Genomic DNA, 13785 nt, shown 5'->3' on the forward strand with positions numbered 1-13785 from the left:
ATGACAGTTTAGGCAATTGATTTTAAAAGGGAAAACTGCATCCACCGACCGACGCTCTTCAGTTTTATGTCAAAAACGCACGGTGAAGTCCGTTCCCCTGCCGATTTCGGACTTGACGATCAGCCGTGCGCGATGGCGCGTCAGGATATGCTTGACGATCGCAAGCCCAAGACCGGTGCCTTTTTTGGAGCGGCTGTCCTCAATACTGACGCGATAAAAGCGCTCCGTGAGGCGTGGCACATGCTCCGCGGAAATGCCCGGCCCTTTGTCCGCAACGCTGACTTCGATCGCTTCGCCAGGCGCACTCCTGACCCGGACATCGACGACCTTGCCTTCCTGGCCGTACTTGCAGGCGTTCTCCATAAGATTTTCGAAAACCTGGACCAGTTCGTCGCGGTCTCCGAGAACCTCTGCCTTACCTTCCGGCAAATGCAGGTTGATCTCGACACCGACATCCTTGGCGAGCGGTGCAAGCGAGTCCCTGACATGGCCAAGCAGCGGCACGAGATCGACCTTTTCGTCGGGTGCGATATGCGACTTGAGCTCGAGGCGGGAAAGCGAGAGGAGGTCATCGACGAGGCGGCTCATGCGCGTCGTCTGGTCAAACATGATGCCGAGGAAGCGCTCCTGCGCCTTCGGATCATTCTTTGCCGGACCCTGGATCGTCTCGATGAAACCGCGGAGCGACGCAAGCGGGGTTCGCAGTTCATGGCTGGCGTTGGCAACGAAATCCGACCGCATGCGGTCGATGCGCCGCACTTCGGAAATGTCGCGGAAGGAGAGCAGAAACAGGCGCTCGCCGCTCCCGGCGCCACCGAAATCGATCGGCGCACTGCGCACGATATAGACGCGCTCCGACGGCAGGCGCTCGGAATGCTCGATCTGGTTGGGCGTATTGGTGGCGATCGTCTCTCCCACCATGTCCAGAATGCCTGGCGAGCGTAAGCGGGCGGAAATATGCGCGCCGATCACCACTTCGCCGAAGGCTTTTTCCGCGGCGCGATTCTGGAAGAGAACCGAGGCGTCGCCTGAAAGGAGCATCACGGGAATGTCGAGGCCGGCCAGCGTCGCGGAGACGGCGGGCACCAGGCTTGCAGGTGCCTCGGGTTCGATTTCCGGCGCCTCCGCAAGCTTGGCCTGCACTGCTGGCATGCTGTTTAGCAGCACAATGGCGATCATGAAGACAACGAGCGCCAGCACCGCCCATTTGTTCATGCCGGCCGCAAGCGTAATGAGGCCAATGACGATCGCCGCAAGCAAGACCGTTCGCTGCTGCCGGATGCGGGCCATGAGCCCCGTTGTCCATGGCGTTTCGTCTTCCAAGTGTGCCTCGTGCGCCGCAAATCGAGTCGTTCTTATGGTTTCGAACTTTGCCTGATAGCCGGGATTCATGACAGAAGTTTTCAGTTACTGCCACTAATCGCAAAAGCTGCAACCGAAACGCACAGAAATTTCCCTCTCGCGATGGATTTGATTTTCAACGGAAAATGTGATCGCCTGCGAGGAAAGCCGCAGCCCGAGGAGGAAATATGGCCGAAGCTGTAGAAAGCCGCGCGGTTGAACTGGACATCAGGGGCAAGAAGCGCGTCTTCGATGTCGACGATCCGGCGCTTCCGGATTGGATCGATGAGTGGGCGCTGGAATCCGGGGAGTTCCCTTACAAGAAAAAGCTGAAAGAGGAAGAGTACCTCGAAGAGCTGGAAAGGTTGCAGATCGAACTGGTCAAAGTGCAGTTCTGGCTGCAGGCAACCGGCAAACGGGTGATGGCGCTCTTCGAAGGCCGCGATGCGGCTGGTAAGGGCGGCGCGATATCGGCCTCCTCCGCCCACATGAACCCGCGCCTTGCCCGCGTCGTCGCACTCGCCAAGCCAAATGACCGCGAACTCGGCCAATGGTATTTTCAGCGCTACATCGCGCAGTTTCCGACGGCCGGCGAGTTCGTTCTCTTCGACCGTTCCTGGTACAACCGCGCGGGCGTCGAGCCGGTCATGGGGTTTTGCACACCGAAGCAATATGAGGATTTTCTCAAGCAGGCGCCGCAGCTGGAAAAGATCATTGCCCACGAAGGTATTCACTTCTTCAAGTTCTATCTGGATATCGGCCGCGAAATGCAGCTGAAGCGCTTCCACGACCGCAGACACGACCCGCTGAAGATGTGGAAGCTTTCCTCGATGGATATCGCGGCGCTCACCAAATGGGGCGACTACAGCGAGAAACGCGACCGGATGCTTAAGGAAACGCACACGGAATTTGCGCCGTGGACGGTCATCCGAGCCAACGACAAACGGCGGGCGCGGCTCAACCTCATCCGTCACATGCTGAAGAAAATGGATTACGACGGCAAGGACGAAAAGGCGGTCGGCGATCTCGACGACAAGATCATCGGCGCAGGGTCCGGCTTTCTGAAATAAGGGTCACTGCCCCGGCAAAATGCGCACGGCGTAAAGGTTGATGCCCCGCGCCTTGCCGTCGACATCGCTGTTGATCATCAGCCTGCCGTCGGCATTCGGCGCCAGCGACCGGTCGAAGGTAACCTGAAGCAGTGCGTCGGATTTTTCACGCGTGACGCTGAAGCGATGGCGGGCGCAATTGCCGAGCGTCTGGAAATTGCACTCGACCGTGACCTGTGTCGGCTCGTCGCTCGTCGACTGCAGCGTGATCGCAATCGTCGAAGACTTGCCGGCGAGTTGCTGAAGCACGTCTCTCGGAACGCTGATGCCGATATTGCCATCGGCGCCGTTGCTTTCCGAGATCAACCGAATGGCCGGACCGTCGTTTTCGGCGATGTTTTCCGTCCGTGCCCGCGGGCCGCTTTCGATCCCGGCGGCGTCCGAAGGCTTGAATATCTCGATCCATTCCGCAGAAAAGCTGTTCTGCGGATCGATCGTCACCGGCTGATCGACATGCGGCGCCGTGTTCGAAGCATTTTCGTCCGCACCGTCGAAATCTTCCGGCTCGGTACTGGCAGGCGGGTTGGCGACGCTAGTGTCGCGCTCGGCCGCCGTCAGGAAGAGGCCGGACTTATAGGCCCACCAGGCCCCCATGCCGATGAAGGCGATCAGCACGCACCAGACGAGCAGCCGAGAGAAGAATTTCCGCGGTTTGCGGCGCTTCGCAGCCCCCTCCGGCCGGAAATCCATATGGGCAGCGGTCCGGCTTTCGGCTGCGAAACGTTCGCTGGCCTGAGGTGCGGCACCGAGATGATCGGTCGCGGCAGCATGGACGTCATCAAGCCTCGACTCGTCATAGACGGGCCTTGCCGAATAGCCTCGTGTTTCACCGCCGACCTGAGGCGCGTCATCTTCAAAGCGCTCGTCGCGCCGGACCGGCGGCGGGATCTCCGCAACGGGTGGAACGGGCACTTCCGGCGGCCCCTGGCGCGGATGCAGACGCTCGCGTTCTTCGGCCTCGATCATGTGAATGGTCGTTTCGAGCCGATGGCGATGATGCGCAATCGCTTCCCGGTCGGTGATATCCTGCTTGCGAAGGCCGGCCTCCAGCGCCTGGCGGGCCGATTGATAAATCCTTGCGCGGACTTCCGGATTATCGCGATCGGAGTTGTTAAGCGCCGTTCTGATTGCCGTTTCTAATCCGCTCACATCCGATCCTTCATGCTGGCATCAGGCATCACCCTGAAATCTTTACAAATGCCTAACAAAACTCGGTAGCGTCAATGGCTGAAAACCGCAAGTCTTGCGGCTGGCAGCATGCCGCATCGCAGGGAATAAATATGCCCTTTGGGCCGCGCTTGCCCACTCACCCGGATAGCCGATCTTCCAGGAATCGACAGCTCGGCACTCAAGCACGCTCTTTTCCTCGTTCATCAAGTCTGCTATCAAATTGACGTTTTCGTAAACGTCAATGGTGAACGCTGTGGCTCTTCCTAAAATCCTCACGGAAAATCTGAGACTGCCGGTCCTTGCTTCGCCGCTCTTTATCATCTCCCACCCGGCTCTGACATTGGCGCAATGCAAGGCAGGCGTGATCGGCGCATTCCCGGCGCTGAATGCCCGGCCCGAAAGCCAGCTCGACGAATGGCTGGCAATGATCACCGAAGACATCGCAGCCTATAACGCCGCCAATCCAGACAGGCCCGCAGCACCCCTCGCCGTCAACCAGATCGTCCATATGTCGAACAAGCGGCTCGAGCATGATCTGCGCCTCTGCGTCAAATACAAAGTGCCGATCGTGATCTCTTCGCTCGGCGCTGTCCCCGAGGTGAACGCAGCGGTGCACTCCTACGGCGGTATCGTGCTCCACGACGTCATCAACAACCGCCACGCCAATTCGGCGATCCGGAAAGGTGCGGACGGGCTGATCGCTGTTGCGGCAGGCGCCGGCGGGCATGCCGGCACGCTGTCGCCCTTCGCTCTGGTGCAGGAAATCCGTGAATGGTTCGACGGGCCGCTGCTCTTGGCAGGCGCGATCGCGACCGGCGGCGCGATCCTTGCGGCGCAGGCAATGGGCGCGGATATGGCCTATATCGGAACGCCGTTCATCGCGACTGGGGAAGCGCGCGCCACCGACGCCTACAAGCAGGCAATCGTTGCGGGTGCAGCAAGCGATATCGTCTATTCCAACTATTTTACCGGCGTGCACGGCAACTACCTGAAGCCATCGATCCAGGCCGTTGGCCTCGACCCGGACAACCTGCCGATGGCAGACCCGTCGAAGATGGATTTCGAACAGGCCGTAGGCGGCGCGAAGGCCTGGAAAGACATCTGGGGTAGCGGCCAGGGCATCGGCGCGATCAAGGCCGTCGAGCCGGTTGCCAAGCTTGTTGACAGACTGGAGGTCGAATACCGCGAGGCGCGCGCGCGCCTCGCGCTCTGAGCCGCGCCACCTTCCGCAGAGGGGCGTCTTTTTTGCCAAAGGCACGACAGAGCGCTTGAAATCTTCAAACAATGCCTGTATCAGCGCCATGCAAATCGCGGGCCGCACAATTCGGCCGCTAGGTTGCCGCTTTAGCTCAGTCGGTAGAGCACATCATTCGTAATGATGGGGTCACGTGTTCGAGTCACGTAAGCGGCACCAGTCTTTCCAAGATCAGCTTCTTTTGACGAAAAGCAGGGGCCTGTTGGCGCTACCGCCTGCAATCAACCGCTTCCGGCGTCAATGCCCCGACGGCGGATGCGGCAGCATTCGTTGAAGGTCTTTCCGGAGCCACAGGGGCATGGATCGCCGCTGCGGCGCTGCAGGCGGCCGATCAGGGGGAGCGTGGCTGCGGAGGGCAGCAAGGCCGCGGCAAGGGCGACAAGCTTGGCCGAGATGCCGGGGACGACGAGGCGGCGGCCGGATTTGAAGCCGCGCCAGGCGCGTTCGGCCACGTAATCCGAGTTGAGTTTGGGCAATATCTTGAACAGTTGTGCCCGGCCTGCGCCGGATTTTTCGAGGAACTCGGTCGATACCGGCCCCGGCGCGACGCATGTGACCGTCACGCCCGTGCGGCGCAATTCCTGATGGAGCGCTTCCGAAAAGAAGCGCACGAAAGCCTTGCTTGCGTAATACAGGGCCATATTGGGCCCGGGCGTGAACCCGGCTATGGAGCCGAGATTGAGCACGCCGCCGCGCCCGCGCGCCGCCATTCCCGGCAGGAAGCGAAGGGTCAAGTCGCTGAGGGCGCGTATGTTGAGATCGATGATGCCAAGCTGATCATCCACGGGAAGTAGCGTCGCTGAACCGCGCAATCCGTATCCGGCGCTATTGACCAGAACATCGCAGAACAACCCCTTCGCAGACAGGAAGTCCTGCAGATGCGCCGAGGCATCGGCCGCAAGCAGATCCAATTCAAGCGTGAATGCTTCGCCGCCTTCCGCCCGCACCTCCACCGCGGTAGCAGCCAAGGCTTCCGGCGAGCGCGCAACAAGCACGATGGTGGCGCGCTCGCGGGCGACGACTTTGGCGATCGACCTGCCGATGCCACGCGACGCACCGACCACGACGACAGCCGGCCGAAACTCACTTTGCATAATCATGCCGCCGCCCCTGAAGACGACGTATCGGGAGCGCAGGCACCTTGCGAGGCGATATTCCTTACCTCGCTGGCGACTTCACCGTTCAATATCTTTTCGAATCGCTCCAGCGCCCGAGCGACATTGGCGCCGTCCATGACCCTGTGGTCGTAGTGGATGCGGACGGTGACCGATCCATCCGCCGAGATCGGGCCGTAGTTGAAGATCGTGGTCAAAGGCGAAAGCGGATTGAGGGATTCCGCCCCGAGACCGGAATAGACCGACAGCTGGAATGTGCCGAACCGGCGGGCGCGCTGCCGCCCGATATTCAGTCCGAGCCACATCAGCAGCCACCTTAAAGGCGCCGGCGCACGGGCAAACTTCAATGCGCGCCGGAACTCCTTGATCTCCAGCACCGGGCGCGAGCGCACCGCTTGGATCAGGGCCTCAATTTCGGCGATCGGCCGCCGCTCTGGGGCCTTGATAGAGTTCAGCAAGACGATTCGCTCGCCGTCATATTCGCGCTCATGGGCAATCGAGGCCACGCTTTCCGGGTATTCATAGAGCTGTGGCCTCGGAAACTTGACGTAAGCGCGCCTAAGATCCGGCGTCTCCTGAGAGAGAAGCGCGTACCCCTTCAAGAAGAGTACGGTCCAGGAGGGCTTGCTCGGCTGCGTGATTCTGGCTTCCTGGAGCGGGGCAAGGTTCATCTGCCGCTGCACGGTGACCCGCGGCACACTGATCGAGAACCGCATCAGATCCCCGACAAGGCGGCGCGCCGCCGAAAGCTTGATGGTCCGGCCTCTCATCATGCCTCCTCTAATAGAGATAGGGAATAATTCGCGTGGTCCGGTCCATGTAGGCGCGGTACTGCGGGCCGAAAATTTCGAGCATCATACGCTCTTCCTTGTCCACCCGTAGGAAGAAAAGGATTGCGAAGCCAGTCAAGCCTGCGAGCCCTACCACCCAATTGGACAGCAGAAAGGCCTGGCCAAGGGCCATGAGCAGGAAAGACGTGTACATGGGATGACGGACGAAAGCATATGGACCGCTGCAAATCAGCTGATGCTGGTCGCGAATCTCCAGCGTGATCGACCAGTTGCGGCCGAGTTCCTTATGGGTCCTGCGAAAGACCCACATGGCGGTGGCAAAGAGTACCGCTCCGACGGCCACGGCCCAGGCGCGGGCCGGATAATCGGCTGCTTCCGGCATGCCGGTGGCGACATAGAATCCCGGCGCGATCGCAAGGCCTAGTAGCGCCGACGCAAGCCCGATCTTCTCTGTAGGCGAGCGGCGGTGGCTGACGACACGCACGCGTTTGGCGCGGCGCTCGAAGGGATATCGGATAACATACCAGGCAACGACGCCGAGCACCCATAGAATCTTGCCGACAACAGCTATGCTCAATTCAAGTCACCGGAGCCCTTCTGCGTCCTGCAATCGACTGGATGAAAGCGGTATAACAGCTTGCCGCCTCGCATTTAGGTATTCATTTCCCGAAGCTGCGTCACGAATTGTTGCGGACGGAGCCAGATGCTGGGTGCCTTATAGCCCATCGAGCGAGCGATTTCTGCTACGAAAGCGTTGCAATTGTAAACCGTAGCCTGCCAAAACTTGGACTTGGCTTTCAGCTTGCGTATGAAGGCAACGGTTTCGTTGTATTCGGATGGAGTCAGCAGGACTCGCCAGCTTGCCGACCTGTAGGCCTCCTCCAGATCACCGTCGCTGGCCCCGGTTTCCGCCGGCACAGGCAGGAAGTGGCCGAGAACATAGGGACCCGCATCATTGGTCGCAGGAGCAAGCCCCGCGACTTCCGGATTGACCATCCCGCCGGCTTTGTTCAATCGCCCAAAAACCACGTAGGTGTGGCCGTAGCTCAGCGCATAACGCGAGCGGAATTCGACGAAGTATTGGCCTTCTCTTTTTTGCGATGATTCGCCAACCAACGCTCCGCGCGCGTCCGAGACGAATCGCGGCTGCGGAGGCTCGTCTTCTGTCTGGCATGATGTGAGCGCGAGAGCAAATAGTATTACAAGTGACAGATGGCCCTTAGCAAGCGTCATCGCTACACTTTATCTCCCGGATCGAGCGAGCAAAAACACTGCTCTGCTTACCGGCCAATCTTTGCACTGCAAGCTTTGAGGCAGGTCCAGCCCGGACTGCACGATGTGGGAAGGGCCACGAATGCCCCCTCCCATTCAGCAACAGTTAGTTGCTACTTATACACTGGTGCCGGCGCTGCTTCTGCTGCGGGCGGCGGGGCCTTCCCCTTGCCTTTACCGACCGCTCCGCAAGCGGTCAGGCTTGCGACGGAAAACAATGCAACCAGGCACATGATCAGAATTCTGCTCATCAGTAGTCCTCTCCTTAGCACGGAATAGGTTATCGAAGGCAACGCTTCTACTAATAGCGGCAAAATAGGCCCAAGCCAAGTGCAGAAAGGACACAACTTGCCTTCCGTGCGGCCCGGGCGCCTCATAATGCCTAACAGATCATGGCATTATCGACGCAAAATGTAAGCATCATATGACCAATACCGGCGTTCCCACCGGAACTCGGTTGTAGAGATCGACAATGTCTTCATTGGTCAAGCGAATGCATCCATTGGACACCGCCTGCCCTATCAACCACGGCTCGTTCGTTCCATGCAGCCGAAACAGAGTGTCCTGTCCGCCGCGGTAGAGATAAAGGGCGGCGGCGCCAAGCGGATTGTGCGGCCCACCCGAAACACCGCCGGCATACTGCGCCAGATGCGGCTTGCGCCGAATCATGCTGGCGGTGGGCATCCATGAGGGCCATTCCGCCTTGCGTCCGATGGCCGCTCTTCCCTTGAGCGTGAGCCCCTCCTCGCCAACGGCGACGCCATAACGCAGTGCGCTGCCGCCGCCTTCGACCAGATACAGGTAACGCTCGTAGGTGTTGACGACGATCGTTCCCGGCTGCTCGTTTCCGTTATACTGGACCTGCCGCCGCCGGTAGCGGGAACTGGGACGCGGCGTTGACGAAAACATCGACCCCACCTGCCATCCCGTCGTTGAAGCACATCCAGATACCATCAAGGCCAGACTGCCCAGCAAGAGCCCCCGGCGCGCAATGCGTTTTTTGTCCATCTCTACCTGCTAAGCAATCGATCGGCCCTTATCATCCGTCTTTAGCATCCCGCTGCCGACCGGCCAAGCCTCGCGTTAAAGATGAAAGGTACAAAAGCTTTCGTTCGCCTTGAGCACGCTCTGCCGGACCGGGCGCTGCCAACCGGGAGTGGAGGGCGAAGGACTGGCAAGACAAAGAGACCGCGGCTATGAAAGCTCTTGCATCAATAGCATGCCTCTGCTCGACTAGCAGCGGCGTAATGAGGAGGGACATGATGACGACGCCTGACTTTACGGGGAAAGTCGCGCTCGTAACCGGCGGAGGCTCCGGTATAGGTGCAGCCATTTGCCGGCAGCTCGCTGACGAAGGAGCGGAGGTTATTGTTGCCGATCTCGATGCTGACGCCGCACGCGACCTTGCCGCGGAGATCTGTTCGCAAGGTGGTCGGGCGCGGGACTTTGCGGTCGATGTCACGGACGCCGGGGCTGTGGAAAAGCTGATCGGCTACGCTGTCGAGACATGCGGCGGCCTGCATCTGGCGGTTAACAACGCGGGCGTAGACGGGCCGAGGAAGGCGACGGCAGACTACCCGCTCGACAACTGGCACAAGCTGATGGACGTCAACCTGAACGGCGTTTTCTACTGCATGAAGTATGAGATTGCCTCCATGCTGCAACGCGGCGGAGGGGCCATCGTCAACATGTCTTCAGCCCTCGGTTCCGTTGGATTGCCATTTACGGCAGCCTATACGGCCGCCAAGCACGGAGTTGTCGGCCTGACCAAGGTCGCCGCAATCGAATATGCAAGACTGGGCATCCGCATCAATGCCGTCGGCCCCGGCTGGATCGAAACACCACTTCTGACCGAGCATCTGGCGATAGCGGGAAGCCGGCGTATGGAAGCGCTTCAGCCGATGGGCAGGCGCGGCCGGCCAGAGGAAGTCGCAGCGCTCGTTTGCTTCCTCCTGTCTGAGAAGGCAAGCTTCATCACCGGAAGCTACCATCTCGTGGACGGGGCTTACACCGCCCATTAGCTGCGTCTGTGAGCCGGTTGCCTAACTTGCCGCCACTTCGGCAAGATTCTGCGGCAGCGACTGAAGGAGGGTCTGGCGTGCAGAACGCAGATGCAGGCGGCAAGAAAAGTCGATTGCCGCCTGATCGCGCGATTCCAGCGCCGCGATATAATCGAGATGCTCGTGGATGGCACGTTCGTTGCGCTGGCGGGCAAACGCCTTGTTCCACTGGTAGTGATAGTGGAAGATGATCGCGATCGCATCGTAGAAGTCCGCGATGAAACGGTTCTTCGCGGCGGCATGGATCAAGAGATGGAAGCGCTCGTCAAGGGCTGAGAATTCCTTGAAGCGCGCAGAAAAATCGTTGAGCATCGCATGATGCTCGGCCTTGATATCGGCCAGCGCCGTCCAGGCTTCGCTTTCGATAGGCAGTCTACCAAACTCGGCGGCCGAATGCAGCTCGAACATTTCGCGGACATCCGCGAGTTCCAGTGCGAATTCGCGAGTGAAGCCCTTGAGGATCCAGTGGCTGTTGGGGCGCTTTTCAATAAGGCCGAAGCGCGAGAAACGGATAAGGAATTCGCGGACGCTGGTCGTGCCGGTGCCGATCTCTCGGGCCAGTTCCAGCTCGTTGATCTGCATGCCGGGCGCGGCATCATCCGACAGAATGCGCTGCATGAAGCTGCGCTCGATGATGTCGTGCAGCGAATCCGTCTCCTCGGAGGGAAAGAGATCTTTCTCGGTCGGAACACGCAGAACGATTTTCTGGCGCTTGTTCCACTGGATGATGCCTTCGTCGTTCAGGCGGGCCAAAATGGCCCGGGCCGTGCTGCGGCTGATACCGAGCTGCGCAGCGATTTCGGGTTCGGACGGCAAGGCTGCATCCTGGCGCAGAGCAGCGGCGTACCTGTTGTAAGCTTCCTTGAAGACCGTATTCTGTCTTGCCATGCCACCCCGCTCTTTCCCTGCATGACCTTTCGAACTTTGCAAAACCGCAAAGCCTGAGGCGCCAGGAACCAATCGACTGCGGCCTTTTCCGGCCGCCTGCGGCTGTTTGCCTCCCTTGCCGACAGGAGTAATATTGCCGTTGACTTGAAAATGTTTATTGTAGATAAAAAACAAAATCAACGCGTTTTTCGCCGATGCAGCGGGCGCTTCCTCAGGGAGAAGACAATTGGACAAAATGCCTTGGCTCATCCTGTCTGCCGGAGACAACGTCGCCGTCGCAACGGCCGCGATCGAAGCCGGCGCAACCATTGCAGGTATCCTGACCCGGCAGAAAATCGAGCCCGGCCACAAGGTTGCGATTGCCGACATCCCGCTCGGCACAGCGGTGGTAAAATATGGCCAGGCGATCGGCCGCACCACGGCCGACGTGAAGGCCGGCGACCATATCCACAGCCATAACCTGCATTTCGAGAACGACCGTCTGGCGGCAACGGCAAATTCCGCGCCGGAAGCGGCGACGGCGGAAGACCGTGCGCGAACCTTCATGGGCTACCGCCGTGCCGACGGCCGCGCCGCGACCCGCAACTATATCGGCATTATCGCCAGCGTGAACTGTTCCACCACCGTCTGCCGCGCGATCGCAGACGAGGCCAATCGCACCATCCTGCCGTATTACGAGGGCATCGACGGCTTCGTGCCGATTGTGCATGACCAGGGCTGCGGCATGAGCTCCACAGGCGACGGAATGTCGGTCCTGCACCGCACGCTTGCGGGCTACACGCGCCATGTCAATTTCGGCGGCGTGCTGATGATCGGTCTCGGCTGCGAGGTGAACCAGTTGACGCTCTATGGCCAGAGCGGCGCGGGCAATTCCAAGCGGCATTTCAACATTCAGGATGCCGGTGGCTCGCGGCGCGCCGTCGAACGCGCCATGGGCATGCTCCGGGAGATCGCCGCCGATGTCGGCAAAGAGCGGCGCACACCGATTCCCATCAACGAGATCATCATCGGCCTTCAATGCGGCGGGTCGGATGGTTTTTCGGGTATTACGGCCAATCCGGCGCTCGGCGTCGCGGCCGATCTTCTGGCCGCTGCGGGTGGTACCGCGATCCTGTCTGAAACCTCTGAAATCTACGGCGCTGAGCATCTGCTGCGCAGCCGCGCGATCAATGAGGATGTGGCAAGGAAGCTCGATGACAAGATCGCCTGGTGGGAGAAGTATGTCGCGCTGCATGGCGCATCTCTCGACAACAACCCCTCGCCCGGCAACAAGCGTGGCGGATTGACGACCATTCTCGAAAAGTCTCTCGGCGCAGTCGCCAAGGGTGGACGATCGCCGCTGACGGCCGTCTACGGCTATGCCGAGCGTGTTACGGCACCGGGCCTCGTTTTCATGGATACCCCCGGATACGATCCGGTTTCCGCGACGGGGCAGGTCGCAGGTGGTGCAAACTTGATCGCCTTCACGACCGGCCGGGGCAGCTGCTTCGGCTGTCGTCCGGCGCCTTCGATCAAGCTCTCCAGCAATTCGGCGCTCTATTTGTCGATGGAAGAGGACATGGATATCGATTGCGGCACGATCGCCACTGGCGATGCGACGATCAGCGGCAAGGGGCGCGAAATTTTCGACCTCATCATCGATACGGCTTCCGGCAAGAAGACGAAGAGCGAGGAGTTCGGCTACGGCGACAACGAATTCGTGCCGTGGCATTTGGGAGCAACGCTCTAAGATAGAGTTCGGCTCTTCACGGAGGGAAGATGAAGACGAGGAAGATCGGCAAGACGGAACTCAATGTCACCGAAATCAGTTTTGGTGCGGCGGCTCTTGGCGGCCTGTACCGCGCCTGCCCGCGCGAACAGGCTATGGAGACGTTGGAGGCTGCCTGGGCGAGCAACATCCGCTATTTCGACGTGGCGCCCTGGTATGGGCTTGGCCTCGCCGAACGCCACGTCGGCGATTTCCTGAGGGCGAAGCCCGAGAACGAATACGTGCTCTCCACCAAAGTCGGCCGGCTTTTGCGGCCCGTGCCAACGGGCACCGTGCCGGATTACGGCTATGTCGACCCGCTCTCCTTTGATGCCGATTACGACTATTCTTATGACGGCATCATGCGATCCGTCGACTTCAGCTATGCACGCCTCGGTCTCAACCGGATCGATATCCTCTATGTGCACGACATCGGCGTTTACACGCACGGTGCTGCGAGGAATGCCATCCACCTGAAAAATTTTCTCGAGTCCGGCATCAGGGCGCTTGAGCAGCTGAAGTCGTCGGGCGCGATCAAGGCCTTCGGCCTAGGCGTCAATGAGGTCCCTGTCTGCCTCGACGTCATGCGCAACGCCGACATCGACGTGATCCTGATGGCCGGGCGCTACACGCTGCTCGATCGCTCCGCTGTGGCCGACCTCCTGCCGCTGTGCCGTCAGAAAGGCACGTCTCTGGTCGTTGGCGGTGTTTTCAACTCCGGCATCCTTGCAACCGGTCCGGTGCCGGGCTCGCATTTTGATTATATGCCCGCCACACCGGACGTGCTTGCCAAGGTGGGTGCGATGGAAGACATCGCCAAACGCCACGGCGTTCCGCTTGCGGCCCCTGCGCTGCAATTCCCGCTCCGCGATGCAGCCGTTTCTTCCGTGCTGATCGGCACGGCGAAAGCGTCCAGCCTCGAACGCAACATGGAACTCTTCGAGCCCGCACTACCCGATACAATCTTCCCTGAATTCGACCCCCTGACACTCGTCGCGCCGCCGCTCGGCGAAGACGCCGTGCGCGTTTAAGGACCA

Annotated in this window: 14 protein-coding genes and 1 tRNA gene; 6 read left to right on the forward strand and 9 right to left on the reverse strand. The window is 60.0% G+C overall.

Annotation, left to right across the window (positions count from 1 at the left end; all coding sequences use genetic code 11):
• Window positions 1-69 precede the first annotated feature (69 nt).
• A complete protein-coding gene (phoR, locus tag BN1800_RS09765; RefSeq protein ID WP_086997206.1) occupies window positions 70-1290 on the reverse strand; it encodes a phosphate regulon sensor histidine kinase PhoR in 1221 nt (406 codons plus the stop codon).
• A gap of 239 nt (window positions 1291-1529) precedes the next feature.
• Between phoR and ppk2 the strand changes: the two genes are divergently transcribed.
• Complete coding sequence (ppk2, locus tag BN1800_RS09770) at window positions 1530-2411, forward strand: polyphosphate kinase 2 (protein ID WP_027510712.1); 882 nt, start codon at window positions 1530-1532, stop codon at window positions 2409-2411.
• A gap of 3 nt (window positions 2412-2414) precedes the next feature.
• On the opposite strand, the gene BN1800_RS09775 is transcribed toward ppk2, so the two are convergent.
• On the reverse strand, window positions 2415-3599 hold the full coding sequence (locus tag BN1800_RS09775) for a hypothetical protein (RefSeq protein WP_027510713.1): 1185 nt from the start codon (window positions 3597-3599) through the stop codon (window positions 2415-2417).
• Window positions 3600-3873: 274 nt separating this feature from the next.
• Here BN1800_RS09775 and BN1800_RS09780 point away from each other — a divergent pair, with 274 nt between their 5' ends.
• Both BN1800_RS09780 and BN1800_RS09785 read left to right on the forward strand, forming a co-directional pair.
• Complete coding sequence (locus BN1800_RS09780) at window positions 3874-4833, forward strand: NAD(P)H-dependent flavin oxidoreductase (RefSeq protein ID WP_086997209.1); 960 nt, start codon at window positions 3874-3876, stop codon at window positions 4831-4833.
• Window positions 4834-4958: 125 nt separating this feature from the next.
• Window positions 4959-5034, forward strand: a tRNA-Thr gene (locus BN1800_RS09785).
• Window positions 5035-5096: 62 nt separating this feature from the next.
• On the opposite strand, the gene BN1800_RS09790 is transcribed toward BN1800_RS09785, so the two are convergent.
• The 6 genes from BN1800_RS09790 to BN1800_RS09815 form a co-directional block, all read right to left on the reverse strand.
• Window positions 5097-5975, reverse strand: a complete 879-nt coding sequence (locus tag BN1800_RS09790; RefSeq protein WP_027510715.1) for an SDR family NAD(P)-dependent oxidoreductase — start codon at window positions 5973-5975, stop codon at window positions 5097-5099.
• Window positions 5972-6760 (reverse strand): hypothetical protein, encoded by a 789-nt coding sequence (locus BN1800_RS09795; protein WP_086996848.1) that lies wholly within the window; start codon window positions 6758-6760, stop codon window positions 5972-5974. The genes BN1800_RS09790 and BN1800_RS09795 overlap by 4 nt, the downstream gene beginning before the upstream one ends.
• A gap of 10 nt (window positions 6761-6770) precedes the next feature.
• Window positions 6771-7358, reverse strand: coding sequence for a protein-S-isoprenylcysteine O-methyltransferase (locus tag BN1800_RS09800; protein WP_086996850.1), 588 nt, complete (start codon window positions 7356-7358; stop codon window positions 6771-6773).
• Between the two features lie 74 nt (window positions 7359-7432).
• A complete protein-coding gene (locus BN1800_RS09805; RefSeq protein WP_027510718.1) occupies window positions 7433-8014 on the reverse strand; it encodes a hypothetical protein in 582 nt (193 codons plus the stop codon).
• A gap of 152 nt (window positions 8015-8166) precedes the next feature.
• Entirely contained in the window at window positions 8167-8304 is a 138-nt protein-coding gene (locus BN1800_RS09810) for an ABC transporter (RefSeq protein WP_084606495.1), read from the reverse strand.
• Window positions 8305-8473: 169 nt separating this feature from the next.
• Window positions 8474-9061, reverse strand: coding sequence for a L,D-transpeptidase (locus tag BN1800_RS09815; protein ID WP_027510719.1), 588 nt, complete (start codon window positions 9059-9061; stop codon window positions 8474-8476).
• Between the two features lie 254 nt (window positions 9062-9315).
• On the opposite strand from BN1800_RS09815, the gene BN1800_RS09820 reads away from it, so the two are divergent.
• On the forward strand, window positions 9316-10074 hold the full coding sequence (locus BN1800_RS09820; RefSeq protein WP_027510720.1) for an SDR family NAD(P)-dependent oxidoreductase: 759 nt from the start codon (window positions 9316-9318) through the stop codon (window positions 10072-10074).
• A gap of 21 nt (window positions 10075-10095) precedes the next feature.
• Here BN1800_RS09820 and BN1800_RS09825 read toward each other — a convergent pair whose 3' ends face one another.
• The gene (locus tag BN1800_RS09825) at window positions 10096-11001 is read right to left on the reverse strand and encodes a GntR family transcriptional regulator (RefSeq protein ID WP_027510721.1); all 906 of its coding nucleotides are present in this window, start codon (window positions 10999-11001) and stop codon (window positions 10096-10098) included.
• A 226-nt stretch (window positions 11002-11227) separates the two neighbouring features.
• Between BN1800_RS09825 and BN1800_RS09830 the strand changes: the two genes are divergently transcribed.
• Both BN1800_RS09830 and BN1800_RS09835 read left to right on the forward strand, forming a co-directional pair.
• Window positions 11228-12730: a UxaA family hydrolase gene (locus tag BN1800_RS09830; protein WP_027510722.1), complete on the forward strand. Its 1503-nt coding sequence runs from the start codon at window positions 11228-11230 to the stop codon at window positions 12728-12730.
• A gap of 29 nt (window positions 12731-12759) precedes the next feature.
• A complete protein-coding gene (locus BN1800_RS09835; protein ID WP_086996853.1) occupies window positions 12760-13779 on the forward strand; it encodes an aldo/keto reductase in 1020 nt (339 codons plus the stop codon).
• The last annotated feature ends 6 nt before the right edge of the window (window positions 13780-13785 follow it).

It is taken from the genome of Rhizobium sullae (genome assembly GCF_900169785.1).
Taxonomy (GTDB): domain Bacteria; phylum Pseudomonadota; class Alphaproteobacteria; order Rhizobiales; family Rhizobiaceae; genus Rhizobium; species Rhizobium sullae.

Coding starts and splice junctions, on each gene's coding strand:
- phoR (WP_086997206.1), bottom strand. CDS start 1,290: ATGGCCCGCATCCGGCAGCAGCGAACGGTCTTGCTTGCGGCGATCGTC.
- ppk2 (WP_027510712.1), top strand. CDS start 1,530: ATGGCCGAAGCTGTAGAAAGCCGCGCGGTTGAACTGGACATCAGGGGC.
- BN1800_RS09790 (WP_027510715.1), bottom strand. CDS start 5,975: ATGATTATGCAAAGTGAGTTTCGGCCGGCTGTCGTCGTGGTCGGTGCG.
- BN1800_RS09795 (WP_086996848.1), bottom strand. CDS start 6,760: ATGAGAGGCCGGACCATCAAGCTTTCGGCGGCGCGCCGCCTTGTCGGG.
- BN1800_RS09805 (WP_027510718.1), bottom strand. CDS start 8,014: ATGACGCTTGCTAAGGGCCATCTGTCACTTGTAATACTATTTGCTCTC.
- BN1800_RS09810 (WP_084606495.1), bottom strand. CDS start 8,304: ATGAGCAGAATTCTGATCATGTGCCTGGTTGCATTGTTTTCCGTCGCA.
- BN1800_RS09815 (WP_027510719.1), bottom strand. CDS start 9,061: ATGGACAAAAAACGCATTGCGCGCCGGGGGCTCTTGCTGGGCAGTCTG.
- BN1800_RS09820 (WP_027510720.1), top strand. CDS start 9,316: ATGACGACGCCTGACTTTACGGGGAAAGTCGCGCTCGTAACCGGCGGA.
- BN1800_RS09825 (WP_027510721.1), bottom strand. CDS start 11,001: ATGGCAAGACAGAATACGGTCTTCAAGGAAGCTTACAACAGGTACGCC.
- BN1800_RS09835 (WP_086996853.1), top strand. CDS start 12,760: ATGAAGACGAGGAAGATCGGCAAGACGGAACTCAATGTCACCGAAATC.